The organism is Alcanivorax sp. HI0007 (assembly GCF_001635525.1).
Taxonomy (GTDB): Bacteria; Pseudomonadota; Gammaproteobacteria; order Pseudomonadales; family Alcanivoracaceae; genus Alcanivorax.
The window spans coordinates 1-15791 of the sequence record NZ_LWEJ01000286.1; the positions used below are offsets into that span (position 1 = coordinate 1).

Annotated in this window: 15 protein-coding genes; 5 read left to right on the forward strand and 10 right to left on the reverse strand. The window is 59.4% G+C overall.

Annotation, left to right across the window (positions count from 1 at the left end):
* Positions 1-59: 59 nt before the first annotated feature.
* From cysG to A3714_RS17385, 6 genes are all read right to left on the reverse strand, one after another.
* On the reverse strand, positions 60-1451 hold the full coding sequence (cysG, locus tag A3714_RS17360) for a siroheme synthase CysG (protein ID WP_063508639.1): 1392 nt from the start codon (positions 1449-1451) through the stop codon (positions 60-62).
* Between the two features lie 32 nt (positions 1452-1483).
* Positions 1484-2776, reverse strand: a complete 1293-nt coding sequence (gene serS, locus A3714_RS17365; protein WP_063508640.1) for a serine--tRNA ligase — start codon at positions 2774-2776, stop codon at positions 1484-1486.
* A gap of 172 nt (positions 2777-2948) precedes the next feature.
* Positions 2949-3341, reverse strand: coding sequence for a CrcB family protein (locus A3714_RS17370; RefSeq protein ID WP_082844668.1), 393 nt, complete (start codon positions 3339-3341; stop codon positions 2949-2951).
* Complete coding sequence (locus tag A3714_RS17375; RefSeq protein ID WP_063508641.1) at positions 3338-4669, reverse strand: replication-associated recombination protein A; 1332 nt, start codon at positions 4667-4669, stop codon at positions 3338-3340. Before A3714_RS17375 ends, A3714_RS17370 begins: the two co-directional genes overlap by 4 nt.
* Positions 4666-5280, reverse strand: a complete 615-nt coding sequence (lolA, locus tag A3714_RS17380; protein ID WP_062817277.1) for an outer membrane lipoprotein chaperone LolA — start codon at positions 5278-5280, stop codon at positions 4666-4668. The genes A3714_RS17375 and lolA overlap by 4 nt, the downstream gene beginning before the upstream one ends.
* 12 nt (positions 5281-5292) lie before the next feature.
* A complete protein-coding gene (locus A3714_RS17385) occupies positions 5293-7608 on the reverse strand; it encodes a DNA translocase FtsK (RefSeq protein ID WP_062817276.1) in 2316 nt (771 codons plus the stop codon).
* A gap of 309 nt (positions 7609-7917) precedes the next feature.
* Here A3714_RS17385 and trxB point away from each other — a divergent pair, with 309 nt between their 5' ends.
* The 4 genes from trxB (at position 7918) to infA (ending at position 10756) form a co-directional block, all read left to right on the forward strand.
* Positions 7918-8865 (forward strand): thioredoxin-disulfide reductase, encoded by a 948-nt coding sequence (gene trxB / locus A3714_RS17390; protein WP_062817275.1) that lies wholly within the window; start codon positions 7918-7920, stop codon positions 8863-8865.
* A gap of 3 nt (positions 8866-8868) precedes the next feature.
* Positions 8869-9591 carry a leucyl/phenylalanyl-tRNA--protein transferase gene (gene aat, locus A3714_RS17395; protein ID WP_063508060.1) on the forward strand — a complete coding sequence of 241 codons (723 nt, stop codon included), beginning with the start codon at positions 8869-8871 and terminating at the stop codon, positions 9589-9591.
* Between the two features lie 111 nt (positions 9592-9702).
* Positions 9703-10416 carry an arginyltransferase gene (locus A3714_RS17400; protein ID WP_063508059.1) on the forward strand — a complete coding sequence of 238 codons (714 nt, stop codon included), beginning with the start codon at positions 9703-9705 and terminating at the stop codon, positions 10414-10416.
* A 121-nt stretch (positions 10417-10537) separates the two neighbouring features.
* On the forward strand, positions 10538-10756 hold the full coding sequence (gene infA, locus A3714_RS17405; protein ID WP_022984063.1) for a translation initiation factor IF-1: 219 nt from the start codon (positions 10538-10540) through the stop codon (positions 10754-10756).
* Between the two features lie 199 nt (positions 10757-10955).
* Here infA and clpA read toward each other — a convergent pair whose 3' ends face one another.
* Together clpA and clpS are read right to left on the reverse strand one after the other, a co-directional pair.
* Positions 10956-13220, reverse strand: coding sequence for an ATP-dependent Clp protease ATP-binding subunit ClpA (gene clpA / locus A3714_RS17410; protein WP_063508058.1), 2265 nt, complete (start codon positions 13218-13220; stop codon positions 10956-10958).
* A gap of 47 nt (positions 13221-13267) precedes the next feature.
* Positions 13268-13624 carry an ATP-dependent Clp protease adapter ClpS gene (clpS, locus tag A3714_RS17415; RefSeq protein WP_062817271.1) on the reverse strand — a complete coding sequence of 119 codons (357 nt, stop codon included), beginning with the start codon at positions 13622-13624 and terminating at the stop codon, positions 13268-13270.
* A 267-nt stretch (positions 13625-13891) separates the two neighbouring features.
* Here clpS and A3714_RS17420 point away from each other — a divergent pair, with 267 nt between their 5' ends.
* Positions 13892-14155 carry a cold-shock protein gene (locus A3714_RS17420; RefSeq protein ID WP_063508057.1) on the forward strand — a complete coding sequence of 88 codons (264 nt, stop codon included), beginning with the start codon at positions 13892-13894 and terminating at the stop codon, positions 14153-14155.
* 30 nt (positions 14156-14185) lie between these two features.
* On the opposite strand, the gene icd is transcribed toward A3714_RS17420, so the two are convergent.
* Together icd and A3714_RS18430 are read right to left on the reverse strand one after the other, a co-directional pair.
* Positions 14186-15448: an NADP-dependent isocitrate dehydrogenase gene (icd, locus tag A3714_RS17425; protein ID WP_062817269.1), complete on the reverse strand. Its 1263-nt coding sequence runs from the start codon at positions 15446-15448 to the stop codon at positions 14186-14188.
* Between the two features lie 232 nt (positions 15449-15680).
* The coding region (locus A3714_RS18430; protein WP_156493881.1) for an NADP-dependent isocitrate dehydrogenase at positions 15681-15791 on the reverse strand (111 nt) is incomplete at its 5' end.

The following is a 15791-nucleotide window of genomic DNA, read 5'->3' on the forward strand; positions in this document are numbered from 1 at the left end:
CTTTGTCTGAAAACCCCATACGCTTGACCGCGTAACTATTAACTATTCATTATTAATTATTAATTGCCCTTCCCGAACCATTCAAACTGCGAGTGCAGGCTCACCACACTGCCAACAATGATCAAGGTCGGCGCATGGACCTCGCGCCCTTCGATCTGATCCGGCAGGCTCTCGAGGGTACCGGTGATCACTTCCTGCAGGTTGGTAGTGCCGCGGGACACCAGGGCGATGGGCGTGTCGACGGCACGACCGTGTTCCATCAGCTCAGTGCAGATCTGTCGCAGCCCCACCAGCCCCATGTAGAAGACCACGGTCTCCGTTTCACTGACCAGGTGCTCCCAGTCAAGGGTAACGGTCCCATCCTTGCGATGGCCGGTAACGAAGCGCACGGACTGGGCATGGTCACGGTGGGTCAACGGAATACCGGCATAGGCGGCACACCCACTGGCGGCAGTAATACCCGGCACCACCTGAAAGTCGATGCCTTCCGCCACGATCAGGTCAATTTCCTCACCGCCGCGGCCAAAGATAAAGGGGTCTCCCCCTTTCAGCCGGCACACTTTCTTACCCTGTTTGGCGTAATGGACCAGCAGTTCGTTGATATTGTCCTGGGGCAAGGCGTGTTTGTCCCGCGCCTTGCCCACGTAAACCAGTTCCGCATCCCGCCGCGCCAGATCCACGATGCCCTGTCCCACCAGACGGTCATAGAGGACCACATCGGCTTTCTGCAACAGGCGCAGGGCGCGGAAAGTAAGCAGGTCCGGGTCGCCGGGACCGGCGCCCACCAGGTAGACCTCACCACGGCTCAAGCGGGCTGCATCGGCCTGCTCGATGGCTTCGCTGAGCATGGCTTCGGCTTCGCTGTCCTTGCCGGCCATGACTTTTTCGACCAGGGGACCCTCCAGGGCCTGCTCCCAGAACAGGCGGCGGGCGCCCACGTTCTTGAGTTTGTCCTTGAGGGGTTGGCGGAATCTGGCCATCAGGTCAGCCAGGCGACCCCAGCGAGCCGGCAACGCAGACTCCAGCTGATTGCGCAGCTTGCGCGCCAGTACCGGCGAGGCCCCGGAGGAACTGATACTGATCAGCACCGGGGAACGGTCCACGATGGCCGGAAAGATGAAATCTCCCAGAGACGGGTTATCCACCACATTCACCGGCAGGCCTTTTTCCTGGGCCAATTCCGCCACCGAGGCATTCACGGACCCATCGTCAGTGGCACAAATGACCAAAGCCTGACCGGTCAGATCGCCGGATTCAAAGGCACGCTCAACACACTCACCGCCACTTTGCGCCACGATGTCGCACAATTCTGCGCACACTTCAGGCGCTACCACATTCACCTTTGCGCCAGATCGGTGCAGGAGGCGCCCCTTACGCAGGGCCACTTCGCCGCCCCCCACCAACAGGGCCGATTTGCCCTGCAGACGCCAGCTGATTGGCAGGAATTCCATGATTGCTCCCTGTTTCAATGACCGGGAGCGTGCTACTGCAACCGCTCCAGGCCTCTCATGTAGGGGCGCAGTGCCTCCGGTACGGTTACGGAACCATCCTCATTCTGATAGTTCTCCAGAATCGCCACCAGTGTACGCCCTACTGCCAGACCCGACCCATTCAAAGTATGTACCAGTTCGGGCTTGCCGGTTTCCGGGTTACGCCAGCGGGCCTGCATGCGGCGGGCCTGGTAGTCACGGAAATTGGAACAGGAGGAGATTTCCCGGTAGCGCTGCTGGCTGGGCAGCCAGACCTCAATGTCATAGGTCTTGGAGGAAGAAAAGCCCAGATCGCCGCCACACAGGATCACTACCCGATAGGGTAAATCCAGCTTCTGCAAAATCGCTTCCGCATGACCGGTCAGGGCTTCCAGGGCCGCATCCGACTCTTCCGGGCGCACCAGCTGCACCAGCTCCACCTTCTCGAACTGGTGCTGGCGGATCATGCCGCGGGTGTCCTTGCCATGGCTGCCTGCCTCAGAGCGAAAACAGGGGGTATGGCAGGTATAGCGCCGGGGCAGCGCCTCCGCATCGATAATCTCGTCAGCGGCCAGATTGGTTACCGGGACCTCGGCGGTGGGAATCAGGTACAGCTCGCGTTCCCCTTCCATCTTGAACAGGTCATCCGCGAACTTGGGCAGCTGACCGGTGCCGCGCAGGGCTTCCGGCCCCACCAGGTAAGGTACATAGACTTCTTCATAGCCGTGTTCGCTGCTATGAATATCGAGCATGAAATCGATTAGCGCACGATGCAGACGGGCCAGGCCACCAGTCATCACCGCAAAGCGGCTGCCGGAGAGTTTGGCAGCACGCTCGAAATCGAGACTGCCCTGCCCCAGCGCCTCGCCCACATCCACATGGTCCTTTGGCTCGAAGGCAAAGGCCTTCGGTGTGCCCCACTGACGCACTTCCACGTTGTCGTCTTCGTCATTGCCGGCAGGCACGGCGTCCTGAGGCACATTGGGGATGCCCATCAGGAAATCACGAATCTCATCCTGAATCGCCTTGGCGTTGGCCACCTCCTGATCCAGTTCCTGGTCAATGGTCTTCAGGGATTCGGCCACCTGGGCCTTGGCCTGCTCCACATCCATGCCGGACTGGATCAGCTGGCCCACCTGCTTGGACGCTTTCTTGCGCTCGGCCTGCAGATCCTGTGATCGCACGTCGGCCTGTTTGCGGCGAGCATCCAGGGCGGCAAAGGCATCCAGATCCAGGTCAAAACCACGCTTGGCCAGTGCTGCCTTGATGGCTTCACCGTCCTGACGCAGGGCACGAATATCCAGCATGTTTGTTTCACTCCAGGCAAAAAACGCCCGACGCCAGATGCCTGACGCAAGACGCTGATAAGATTCTTTCCCGTAGGAGCCATGCTTGCATGGCGAACCTGCTCGCGAGAGTGCCCTGACGGGCGGTTCGCCATGGGAGCATGGCTCCTACGGTGTATTGTTTCGGCGGTCGTTATTCAAACACCAACCGTCCCAGCAGCAACCCCAGCCCACCGAGACAAAAACAGACCATCACCGAGGCCAGGGCATAGCCAGCCGCCATGCCGTAGGCTTTCACTTCCACCAATCGAACCAGTTCGAAGGAAAAGGTGGAAAACGTGGTCAACGCGCCGAGCATGCCGGTCATCAGCGCCAGCCGCCAGAGCTCACCCACCGGCAGGCTGGCCAGAGCCACCGCCAGAAAGCCAAACAAAAAACTGCCCACCAGATTCACCCCGAAGGTGGTCCACGGCCAGGTCGGCATGGTCGGCACACCGATCCACAGTGTAGTGGCAAAACGCAGGCTGGCCCCAACAGCTCCGCCGCCGGCAACAGCCAGCCAGGGCGCCAGGGTTGCCATATTCATGACTCGTCCCCGTAGCGTTGCCAGTCACTTTGCTGGTTCAGCTCGCGCAGACGCGCCAGCTTTTCCGCCACCTTGATTTCCAGCCCCCGGTTCACCGGTTCGTACAAGCGGGTCCCGCTGAGGCTGGGCGGAAAGTAGTTCTCGCCAGCCACAAAGGCATCCGGAAAATCGTGGGCGTAATGATACTCGGCACCGAAGCCTTCATCTTTCATCAACTGGGTGGGCGCGTTACGCAGATGCAGTGGCACCTCATCGGTGGGGTGCTCACGTACCAGCGCCCGGGCCTGGTTATAGGCCTTGTAAACCGCATTGCTCTTGGGCGCCACCGCCAGGTAAGCAATGGCCTGGGCGATGGCCAGCTCGCCTTCCGGGCTGCCCAGCCGCTCCTGGACATCCCAGGCCTGCAGGCAGAGCGTCAAGGCGCGGGGGTCCGCATTGGCCACTTCCTCACTGGCCATCCTTACCACGCGGCGGGCAATGTACAGGGGGTCACAGCCACCGTCCAGCATGCGGGCAAACCAGTACAGCGCCGCATCCGGATCAGACCCGCGAACGGATTTGTGCAGCGCGCTGATCTGGTCATAAAACAGATCCCCGCCCTTGTCGAACCGACGCACCGCATCGCGAAGCACTTCCCGCATCAGCGCCGCATCAATGACCGGGGATTCGCCGTCAGCCAGATCCGCCGCCACTTCCAGCATATTCAGCAATCGCCGGGCATCACCATCGGCGTAGTTGAGCAATAGCTGGCGAGCGTCACCGTCAAGCTCCATGCCTTTCAGGCTGGGGTCCGCCAGGGCACGGGACAGCAAACCGTGCAGGTCCTCCGCGGTCAGTGAGCGCAGTCGGTAGACCCGGGCCCGGGACAGCAAGGCGTTGTTGAGCTCGAAAGAGGGATTTTCCGTGGTGGCACCGATAAAGGTGATGGTGCCCTCTTCCACATGGGGCAGGAAGGCGTCCTGCTGGGCCTTGTTAAAGCGGTGCACCTCGTCCACGAACAGGACCGTGCGCCGCCCCTGGCCCAGGCGGACCTGCGCCTGTTCCACCGCCGCGCGGATATCCTTGACCCCGGACAGCACTGCGGAAAGCGTGATAAAGGCCGCATCCACCGCCTGGGCCAGAATCAACGCCAGGGTGGTCTTGCCGGTCCCCGGCGGCCCCCACAGGATCATGGAATGCAGTTGACCCCGCTCCAGTGCCTGGCGAAAAGGTTTGCCGTCGCCCACCAGATGCTGCTGCCCCACGTACTCGTCCAGCGAGGTGGGACGCAGGCGTGCCGCCAGGGGCTGTGCCTGCCGGGCAGCATCGGTGGCGAACAGGTCGTTCATTGCTGTTGCTGGATCACATCCGTGCCTTCCGGCGGCACGAAGTTGAACAACGCGGCATCAATGCCGGTGTTGATCATCAAGTCGCGAAAATCGATCACGGTTTGCTGACCCAGGGCATCCTGCAGACGCATGGAACGGGGCTTGTCGCCCTCGAACGTCACATCCAGCTGATCGAACAAGGGATCGCTGCCTTTCGGCTTGAGGCGGTAGGTGACGCTTTCTCCCTCCCGGCTACGCTCGGAAATGGCGAAGGCCTCGGCCACGTCAGCAGGTTTGCCGCCAAACAGTAGCGCAGGGGTCTGGCCAAGGTCCTGACTCAGGGGGCGCACCACCACTTGTTCCAGATCCTTGTCATAGACCCAGACGGTGCTGCCATCGGACACCGCCAGTTGCTCGAAGGGCATTGCCGTGGACCAGTAGAAGCGGTTGCCCCGGGCCACCTGAAACTCCCCTTCCGCTTCCTGCATGTGGGTACCACCCTGGTCCAGCACCATCTGTTCAAACTGGCCCTTCATGGATTCCAGCTTCTGCAGCTTGGACAGCAGCTCATCGGTGGGGGCCGCCCACAACAGGGACGGCATAATCAGTAAACCCGTTAACAGCTTGCGCATTGAAACTCCTTGTTATACCGGCGGCGGCGCCAGCACTTCGCGCTGGCCGTTGTGCCCCGCCTCGCTGACAACCCCGGCCATCTCCATGGCTTCCACCAGGCGGGCGGCACGGTTGTAGCCGATTTTCAGTTTCCGCTGCACAGAAGAGATGGAGGCCCGGCGCGACTGGGTCACATAGGCCACCGCCTCATCGTAAAGCGGGTCGTTTTCGTCATCGCCCCCGCCACCGGCACTTTCCATACCGGGCATGGGCGCATTGAGATCACTGCCACCATCCAGAATTTCGTCCAGATAGTTGGGCTCACCGCGTTTGCGCCAATCGTCACAGACCCGGTGTACCTCTTCATCTGAGACAAAGGCGCCGTGAACACGTTCCGGAACACTTTTGCCGCCGGGCAAATAAAGCATGTCACCGTGGCCGAGCAGTTGCTCCGCCCCACCCTGGTCCAGCACCGTGCGGGAATCGATCTTGGAGGACACCTGGAAACCGATCCGCGACGGCACGTTGGCCTTGATCAGGCCGGTGATCACGTCCACGGATGGCCGCTGGGTGGCAAGAATCAGGTGGATACCGGCGGCCCGGGCCTTCTGGGCAATACGGGCAATCAGCTCTTCCACCTTCTTGCCGACGATCATCATCATGTCGGCAAATTCATCGATCACGATGACGATGTAGGGCAGATGCTCCGCCAATGGCGCCTCTTCCTCCAGATTCATGGGGTCGTCCGGCTTCCACATGGGGTCCTTGAGCGGCTGACCCGCCTTCTTGGCGTCTGCCACCTTGCGGTTATAGCCGGAAAGGTTACGCACCCCCATGGATGCCATCAGCCGGTAGCGGCGCTCCATTTCACCCACCCCCCAACGCAGGGCGCCGGCGGCTTCCTTCATGTCCGTGACCACCGGGGTCAGCAGATGGGGGATGCCATCGTAGACCGCCAACTCCAGCATTTTGGGGTCAATCAGGATCATCCGCACATCTTCCGGGCTGGACTTGAACAGCATGGAAAGCAGCATGGCGTTCACGCCCACCGATTTACCCGAGCCGGTGGTGCCCGCCACCAGCAGGTGGGGCATCTTGGCCAGATCGGCCATGACCGGGTTACCGGCAATGTCCTTGCCCAGCGCCATGGTCAACGGTGACGGAGACTGGTCGAACATCTGGGTGCCGACCACTTCGGTAAAGCGGATCATTTCCCGTTGTTCGTTGGGAATCTCGATGCCGACCGTGGTCTTGCCGGGGATCACTTCCACCACCCGCACACTGATCACCGCCAGGGAGCGAGCCAGATCCTTGGCCAGGTTAGTGATTCGCGACACCTTGATGCCAGGTGCCGGCTGGATTTCAAAGCGGGTAATCACCGGGCCGGGCTGCACCGCCACCACTTCCGCTTCGATATTGAAGTCCTTGAGCTTGATTTCCAGCAGGCGAGACATGCCTTCCAGGGCTTCCTCGGAAAAGCCCCCTTTAGACTCTTCCACCTGATCCAGGAGCACCAGCGGTGGCAGCTCGCCAGTGACCTCGGTGGTAAAGAGTTTCTGCTGTTTCTCTTTCTGGACCCGGGCGCTCTTCTCCACCGGTTTGGCCGGTTTGGCGATCTTCGGGGGGGTGCGGGTCTCGGCTTTCTTCTTCGCTTCGCTGATCACCTTGGCGCGCTTTTCATGGGCCTCTTTCTTCTGCTGGGCCTCCTCGCGCTTCTTGCGGCGAGCCTGCCACCAGGCGGGGATTTTCTCGAAGGCCCCCAGCACCAGGGCACCCAGCCCTTCGGCCAGAGCGATCCATGACAGATCCGTAAAGATCGTCACCCCGATCAGGAACAGGGCCACCATGATCAGTGAGCCGCCCAGGGGGTTAAAACCGTCCAGTGCTGCGGCACCGACCTCGTGGCCGAGAATCCCCCCTGCCCCTTCCGGCAGGGCATCCCCCACGGTGAAGTGCATATAGGACAGTGCGGTTCCCGCCAGCATGGTCAGGACAAAGCCCACCAGGCGCAGGCTGAATAATGGCCAGCTGCCCGGCAGGCCCGCATGGCGCTCTCTCAGCACCTTGGTGGCCCAAAAGCCCACCAGCACCGGAAACAGATAAGCCATGTAGCCGAACAGGCCCAGCAGCAAGTCAGCGCTGAACGCCCCTGCCCGGCCGGCGGCATTGCGCACCGCATCCACATTGCCCACATAGGACCAACCCGGATCCCGGCTGTCGAAACTGATCAGCGCCAGCAGCAGATACAGGGACAGGGCAATCAGGGCGATCACCATGCCTTCTACCAAACCGCGCTTGAGATGGCGGGAAAACCCGGACTGTCCTTGCCCGGCAACCGTTTTACTCACGCCTTGCCCCTCGCATTCATAAAGTTACGCTTAAAAAAGTGCTGATAACGAATTGAAATTATTGCGATTGTAGTCAATCCCGCTGGGAGCGGCCAGCTTTGTGGCCCCGGCCCGGCCGAGCCGCCGGGCATTATCGCACAATTCCCCCTGGCTGCCTGCCCGGCGTGGAGTCGGTTGGCCAAATCTATAGGTTCGATAGGCTTCACGTCACCCCGGTTTTACGGTAGTTTTCACACGCCTTGAATGTGCAGTGCCGCACCCCCATTAGCTGGGTGACAACCTGCCCTTACCTATCAACTGGAGTTCTCAATGAGCGACGTGCAGCACCATCGCCTGATTATCCTCGGTTCCGGCCCTGCGGGTTACACCGCCGCCGTTTACGCCGCCCGAGCCAACCTGAAGCCGGTGGTGATTACCGGGATTCAGCCCGGTGGGCAGCTCACCACCACCACCGAGGTAGATAACTGGCCCGGTGATGTGGAAGGTTTGCAAGGCCCGGACCTGATGGTGCGCATGCAGCAGCACGCCGAGCGCTTCGAGACGCAGATGGTGTACGACCACATCAATGAAGTGGATGTCCGTAATCGCCCCTTCACTCTCAAGGGTGACAGCGGCACCTACACCTGCGACGCCCTGATCATTGCCACCGGCGCTTCCGCCATGTACCTGGGCCTGGAGTCCGAGGAAGCTTTCATGGGCAAAGGGGTGTCCGCCTGCGCCACCTGTGACGGTTTCTTCTACAAGGGCCAGCGCGTGGCTGTCATTGGCGGCGGCAATACCGCCGTTGAGGAAGCTCTGTACCTGTCACACATCGCTGAACACGTTACCCTGGTGCACCGTCGAGACAGCCTGCGTGCGGAGAAAATCCTGCAGGACAAGCTGCTGGCCAAGGACAACATCAGCGTCGAGTGGGATCACACCCTGGAAGAGGTACTGGGCGACGACAGCGGCGTGACCGGTATGCGCATCAAGTCCACCAAGGGTGAAGGCAGCAAGGATCTGGAACTGCAGGGCGTCTTCATTGCCATCGGTCACAAGCCGAATACGGATATCTTTGAAGGTCAGCTGGACATGAATGACGGCTACATCAAGATCCGCAGCGGCATTGAAGGCAATGCGACGGCCACCAGTGTGGAAGGCGTGTTCGCTGCCGGTGATGTGGCTGACCACGTCTACCGCCAGGCAGTGACCTCCGCCGGTGCCGGCTGTATGGCCGCTCTGGATGCGGAGAAGTATCTGGATAACCTGAACCACTAAGCCATGGTGCCGTGGCTGGAGCCGGGAACCCCGTTCCCGGATACCCGCACCGCCCTGCGCGACCCGGACGGCCTGCTGGCCGCCGGGGCCGATCTGAGCCCGGAGACACTCCTCCGGGCTTATTCGTTGGGCATCTTTCCCTGGTACGACGCGGATTATCAACCCATCCTCTGGTGGTCCCCTGCCCCACGCTGCGTGATTCGCCCGCAACGGATACATGTCAGCCGGAGCCTGACCCGCCATCTGCGCCGGACCGACTTTACTGTCACCCTGGATCGCGACTTTGAATCGGTGATGCGCCTGTGTGCCGCCCCCCGGGCGGATGGGATGGGCACCTGGATCAGCGAAGAAATGATCACTGCCTATGTGGACCTGCACCAGCTTGGCTTCGCCCACAGTCTGGAGATCTGGCAGGACGGCGCCATTGCCGGCGGCGTTTACGGTATCAAGCTGGGGGGCGTCTTCTTCGGGGAATCCATGGTATCGCCAAGACAAAATGGCTCAAAGATGGCCTTTGCGGCACTGCGCGCCCTGGCGCCCACCCTCGGTATCGAACTGATTGATGCCCAGGTGGAAAACCCGCACCTGCTGACCCTGGGCGCCGAACTGATTGACCGACCCGCTTTTGAGGGTCTGCTGCACCAACTGATTCCTGACGCTGCCAAGGCAGAGCGTTGGCCGGATACCGATTGGGACCGGTCCCTGATCCTCGAAAGCGCGCCCTAGGGCGCCAGCGACAGAAGCTGCGCCGCTCCTCTCCCGGAAAAGGGCAGAATTAGCGCCCCTGCCCCCTCTCAGGGATATGGCTTCCACCAGGATATTCGCTACACTGAGGCCATGACCGATCTGTCCACGCTGCGGTTCTTCCGCACCCCGGCCCACAGCTGCAGTTACCTGGAGGACCGCCAGGCCTCTACCCTGTTTGTGGACCCCCAGGCCAAATTGTCACCAGAGCTCTACAGCGAACTGAGCTTGCTGGGGTTTCGTCGCAGCGGCGATTATCTCTACCGGCCGCACTGCGAGGGCTGCAACGCCTGTATTCCCGCCCGGGTCCGGGTGGCGGATTTCCAACCCCGGCGCCGGCATCGGCGTATCGAGAAAACCAACCGGGATCTTACGGTTCATCGTGAGCCGGCCCGCTACACCCGTGAGTTCTACAACCTTTACGCCGCCTATATTGATCAGCGACATGGTGACGGCGACATGTATCCGCCTTCGGAGGAGCAATTTACCAATTTCCTGACCTGCGACTGGGCGGATACCCACTTCTACTGCTTCCGCCGCCAGGGCGACCTGCTGGCGGTGGCCGTGACCGATCAGCTGGCGGACGGTCTCTCTGCGGTTTATACCTTCTTTGACCCGACACTGGCGGAGCGCAGCCTGGGGGTAATGGCCCTGCTCTGGCAGATTCGTCAGTGCCATCACCTGGAGCTTCCCTATCTCTATCTGGGATACTGGATTGACCAGTGTCAGAAGATGGCCTACAAGAGCCAGTACCAGCCCCTGGAAATCCTCCGCAGTGGTGCCTGGAAAGAGTTCAAGAAGGACTAGAGCGGCCGATACCACCTGGAATAACCCGCTTTTCTTTCCCGTCCCAACTTCTTTTGCAGCCCGGCGTCTTTTCCGGCACAATTGCGCCCGCTAATAGCCGGTAACCCAAGGTATTCGTTGGATGGCGAAAGAAGAGCAGATTGAACTAGAAGGTGTCATCGTTGAAACCCTGCCGAACACGATGTTTCGTGTGAAGCTGGACAACGGTCATGTTATTACCGCCCATATCTCCGGGAAGATGCGTAAATTCTATATCCGCATTCTCACCGGTGACCGGGTCAAGGTGGAAATGTCCCCCTATGACCTGACCAAGGGCCGTATTACGTTCCGCATGAAATAAGCCTTCAATTGACAGTTGATAGCTAAAAAAATACCCCTGCCTCTTCGTGAGCCAGGGGTATTTTCTTTTTCTATGTTTTGCGGAAACCTGCAGAGGTGCAGGCCCCCTTGCTTAATATCTATTCCTGACGAAAAACCCGGCTTTGCCGGGTTTTTTCGTTTCTCGTTTTCAACTGTCAATTATCAACTATCAATTGCTTCTACGCTGGCTCCGGCTCCGCCGCCTTGACGGTGAGCGACAGTTGGCCGCCCTTCTCGGTCACATCGACCTGGCCACCGTTAGCTGAAAGCTCCCCGAACAGCAGCTTTTCCGCCAGCGGCTTCTTGAGCTGTTCCTGAATCAGGCGGGCCATGGGGCGTGCCCCCATATCCTTGTCATAGCCCTTGTCCGCCAACCAGGTACGCGCCGCCTTGTCCACGTTGAGCACCACGCCTTTCTCGTCCAGTTGCGCCTGCAGTTCCACCAGGAACTTGTCCACCACACCGAGGATGACCTCTGTGGACAGCGGCTTGAACTGGATGATGCCATCCAGCCGATTGCGGAACTCGGGGGTGAAGACCTTTTTCAGCATCTCCATGCCATCGGTGCTGTTATCCTGCTCCGTGAAGCCGATGGTGCGCTTGTTCAGCACTTCCACGCCTGCGTTGGTGGTCATGATCACAATCACGTTGCGGAAATCCGCCTTGCGACCGTTATTGTCGGTCAGCGTGGCATTGTCCATGACCTGCAACAGGATATTGAATACCTCCGGGTGAGCCTTTTCGATTTCGTCCAGAAGCAGCACACAGTGAGGCGTCTTGGTCACGGCCTCGGTGAGCAGACCGCCCTGGTCATAACCCACGTAGCCCGGGGGTGCGCCGATCAAGCGGCTGACTGTATGACGCTCCATGTACTCGGACATGTCAAAGCGCACCAGTTCCACACCCAGAGCCCGGGCCAGTTGCCGGCTCACCTCGGTCTTGCCCACCCCGGTGGGGCCGGCAAACATGAAACTGCCAATGGGCTTGTGTTCGCCCTTGAGGCCGGCACGGGACAGCTTGATGGCCGCCGAGATGGTATCAATGGCTTCCTCCTGCCCGAACACGGTCATCTTCAGGTCCCGCTCCAGATTACGCAGCAGTTCCTTGTCGGAAGACGACACCTGCTTGGGAGGAATGCGCGCGATCTTGGCCACCATGTCTTCCACGTCAGACTCGTCAATGGTGTGCTTGCGCTGGTCTTCCGGGCGCAAACGTTGCCAGGCACCCACCTCGTCAATCACATCAATGGCCTTGTCCGGCAGGTAGCGATCATTGATATAACGGGCACTGAGCTCCGCCGCCGCCTTGAGCGCGGCATCGCTGTAGGTCACATCGTGGTGCTGCTCAAAACGGCTCTTCAACCCTTTGAGAATCCCCACGGTATCTTCCACCGAGGGCTCTACCACATCGATTTTCTGGAACCGGCGCGACAGGGCCCGATCCTTCTCGAATACACCACGGTATTCCTGGAAGGTGGTCGAGCCCATGCACTTCAGCTCGCCACTAGCCAGCATCGGCTTGAGAAGGTTGGAGGCATCCATAACGCCGCCAGAAGCGGCACCTGCGCCGATGATGGTATGGATCTCATCGATGAAGAGAATCGAGTTGGGGTCTTTCTTCAATTCGGCCAGCACCGATTTCAGGCGTTTCTCAAAATCGCCACGGTACTTGGTACCGGCCAGTAACGCGCCCAGATCCAGGGAATAGACGGTGGCATCCAGCAGTGGTTCCGGCACCTTCTCTTCCACGATCATCCGTGCCAGACCCTCAGCAATAGCGGTCTTGCCGACACCGGGCTCGCCGACCAGGAGCGGGTTATTCTTGCGGCGACGGCAGAGTATCTGGGCCGCCCGCTCTATTTCGAAAGCACGCCCCACCAGCGGATCAATGCGGTCCGCACGGGCCAGCTCATTCAGGTTGCTGGCATAGTTTTCCAGGGCGCTGGCCGGGGCACTCTCCCCGGCATTTTCCATGTCCTGTTCCGCCTCCATGGACGGCTCCGCATCCTGCACCTGGGAAATGCCGTGGGCGATAAAATTCACCACGTCCAGGCGATGGATATCCTGGCAGTTAAGGAAATAGACTGCCTGGCTTTCCTGTTCGTTAAAGATGGCCACCAGCACGTTGGCGCCGGTCACCTCTTTCTTGCCGGAGGATTGCACGCTGAAGACGGCGCGCTGGAGCACACGCTGGAACCCCAGGGTTGGCTGGGTATCACGATCCGGATCACTTTCCGGCAACAGCGGGGTGGAGTCCTCAATAAACTGGCTTAACGCATCGCGCAGTTCCTCCAGATCCGCGCTACAGGCGCGCAGGACCTCGATGGCCGCCTCGTTATCCAGCAGCGCCAGCAGCAAATGCTCAACGGTCATGAATTCATGACGGTGGCTACGTGCATGGCGAAACGCTTCATTCAGCGTCATTTCCAGTTCTTTGCTGAGCATAAGGCTACCTCACTGCAGTACCCGGGAATCCAGCTGGAGAGCCTGAATCAGGCTTTCTCCACCTGACACATCAGCGGGTGCTGATTTTCACGGGCGTATTCCACCACCTGAGTGGCTTTCGTTTCGGCGATATCCTGGGGGTACACCCCGCATACCGCCTTTCCTTCGGTATGAACCGTGAGCATCACGCGAGTGGCCTGCTCCCGGCCCAGGTTGAAGAAGTCTTCCAGTATCTCTACCACAAAATCCATGGGGGTGTAGTCATCATTGAGCATCAACACCTTGTACATGGACGGTGGCTTCAACTTCGGCCTGGCCTCTTCCACTGCCAGATCGCCGTGACGATCCGGATCGGAAGGCGAATCCGCAGGCCCATTACGGAGATCCTCTTTTCCGTGAGCCATTACCCAGTGCCCTTGTTGTTGCCAGTTCATAATGCCTCAAAACCGTTGTAACCCTGCTTGCGTCAGCAGGCAATGAAGAAATGATGGACGGTAACGGATTTTTCAATCCCTAGCAGCCTGGCACCCGTTGAATATTTCACGGGCTTGACACCCCGCCACGCATGTTTAAAAGTTGCACGATAACTCCGGATTCCAGTTTACCGCAGCAGTCGGCCCGGGGATAACAACAAACAACGACAGCCATTGGATAGGCAAGAGGGAAGGACCATGGCAACGGGACGAGTAAAGTGGTTTAACAACGCCAAGGGGTACGGGTTTGTCAGGCCGGATGAAGGGGGTGAGGACCTGTTTGTTCACTACTCCTATATCCAGATGGAAGGCTACAAGAGCCTGAAGGCTGGTCAGCCCGTGGAATACGAGGTTCAGCCGGCCAACAAGGGCTTCCACGCTGTCAATCTCAGGGCTGACGGGGATTACGCCGAAGGCGACCACGAAAAAAGCGCCGCTGAAAATCAGTCGACGCCTTCCTGAGCAATCTGTGCCGCAGGGGTATCTGAGAAATCAGATGCCCATATGCTCTATCACCGCATCCCCGAATTCGGAACACTTCAGCAAGGTGGCATCAGGCATCAGTCGCTCGAAGTCATAGGTCACGGTTTTGGCCGCAATGGCCCCTTCCACACCGTTGATGATCAGGTCAGCCGCATCGTTCCAGCCCATATGCCGCAGCATCATTTCCGCTGACAGGATCAGGGAACCCGGGTTCACCTTGTCCTGCCCTGCATATTTCGGCGCCGTACCGTGGGTCGCCTCGAACAGGGACACGGAGCCACCGATGTTGGCACCCGGGGCAATACCGATCCCCCCCACTTCCGCTGCCAGCGCGTCGGAAATATAGTCACCGTTCAGGTTCAGGGTCGCGATCACGCTGTAATCGGCAGGACGCATGAGGATCTGCTGCAGAAACGCATCGGCGATCACATCCTTGATGATGATGTCCTTGCCGGTTCGCGGGTTTTTCATGGTCATCCAGGGGCCGCCATCCAGCAACTCGGCGCCAAATCGCTCGCCGGCAAGCTGGTAGCCCCAGTCCTTAAAGGCCCCCTCAGTGTACTTCATGATGTTGCCCTTGTGCACCAGGGTCACGGAATCCTTGTCATTGTCGATGGCATACTGAATCGCCTTGCGCACCAGGCGCTGGGTCCCCTCCCGGGACACCGGCTTGATGCCAATACCACAGCCTTCCGGGAAGCGGATCTGGGTGACGCCCATTTCCTCTCGCAGGAAACGAATCAGCTTGGTCGCTTCCGGGCTGTCGGCCGCCCACTCAATACCGGCGTAAATATCTTCAGAATTTTCCCGGAAAATGATCATATCGGTGAGTTCGGGGTGCACAACCGGGCTGGGAACCCCTTCAAAGTAGCGCACAGGACGCATACAGGTATAAAGGTCCAGCTCCTGACGCAAGGCCACGTTCAGTGAACGGATACCCCCTCCCACCGGGGTAGTCAGTGGCCCTTTAATGCCCACGGTAAACTCCCGCAGGGCTTCGAGGGTCTCCTCCGGCAGCCAGACATCCGGCCCGTAGACTACCGTGGCCTTTTCCCCTGCATACACTTCCATCCAGGTGATGCCGCGCTTGGTGCCATAGGCTTTTTCAATGGCTGCATTCACCACTTTCATCATTACCGGTGAGATATCAACACCAATGCCGTCCCCTTCGATATACGGAATGATCGGATGATTGGGGACATTCAGGGACAGGTCCGCATTGACCGTGATTTTGTCACCGTCTGCAGGCACCGTGATCTTTTGGTATCCCATCTACACTACTCCCTCTGAATAAAAGCGAAACAGGTATTTACTGGCGAGTATAGCACCGACCTGCAAGCGGCGGACATCTGCCCGGAGGCCGATTAAGCAAGCTTTCCGCCCGATCTTCAGACAGCCACCCAAGCGGTCAGAGAGCCGGATTGAACATTGCGACTGAAACAGGGCCCGGTGGATTGTCCATAAAAAAGCCGGCTTGCGCCGGCCTTCTTATTCACTGCAGAGACTAGAGTCTGTCGAGGATATTGTTGAAGGTGGCACTGGGCCGCATGGCAGCAGAGACCTTGCCAAAATCGGGATTATAGTAACCGCCGATATCCACGGGGGACCCTTGTAC

Coding starts and splice junctions, on each gene's coding strand:
- cysG (WP_063508639.1), bottom strand. CDS start 1,451: ATGGAATTCCTGCCAATCAGCTGGCGTCTGCAGGGCAAATCGGCCCTG.
- serS (WP_063508640.1), bottom strand. CDS start 2,776: ATGCTGGATATTCGTGCCCTGCGTCAGGACGGTGAAGCCATCAAGGCA.
- A3714_RS17370 (WP_082844668.1), bottom strand. CDS start 3,341: ATGAATATGGCAACCCTGGCGCCCTGGCTGGCTGTTGCCGGCGGCGGA.
- A3714_RS17375 (WP_063508641.1), bottom strand. CDS start 4,669: ATGAACGACCTGTTCGCCACCGATGCTGCCCGGCAGGCACAGCCCCTG.
- lolA (WP_062817277.1), bottom strand. CDS start 5,280: ATGCGCAAGCTGTTAACGGGTTTACTGATTATGCCGTCCCTGTTGTGG.
- trxB (WP_062817275.1), top strand. CDS start 7,918: ATGAGCGACGTGCAGCACCATCGCCTGATTATCCTCGGTTCCGGCCCT.
- aat (WP_063508060.1), top strand. CDS start 8,869: ATGGTGCCGTGGCTGGAGCCGGGAACCCCGTTCCCGGATACCCGCACC.
- A3714_RS17400 (WP_063508059.1), top strand. CDS start 9,703: ATGACCGATCTGTCCACGCTGCGGTTCTTCCGCACCCCGGCCCACAGC.
- infA (WP_022984063.1), top strand. CDS start 10,538: ATGGCGAAAGAAGAGCAGATTGAACTAGAAGGTGTCATCGTTGAAACC.
- clpA (WP_063508058.1), bottom strand. CDS start 13,220: ATGCTCAGCAAAGAACTGGAAATGACGCTGAATGAAGCGTTTCGCCAT.
- clpS (WP_062817271.1), bottom strand. CDS start 13,624: ATGGCTCACGGAAAAGAGGATCTCCGTAATGGGCCTGCGGATTCGCCT.
- A3714_RS17420 (WP_063508057.1), top strand. CDS start 13,892: ATGGCAACGGGACGAGTAAAGTGGTTTAACAACGCCAAGGGGTACGGG.
- icd (WP_062817269.1), bottom strand. CDS start 15,448: ATGGGATACCAAAAGATCACGGTGCCTGCAGACGGTGACAAAATCACG.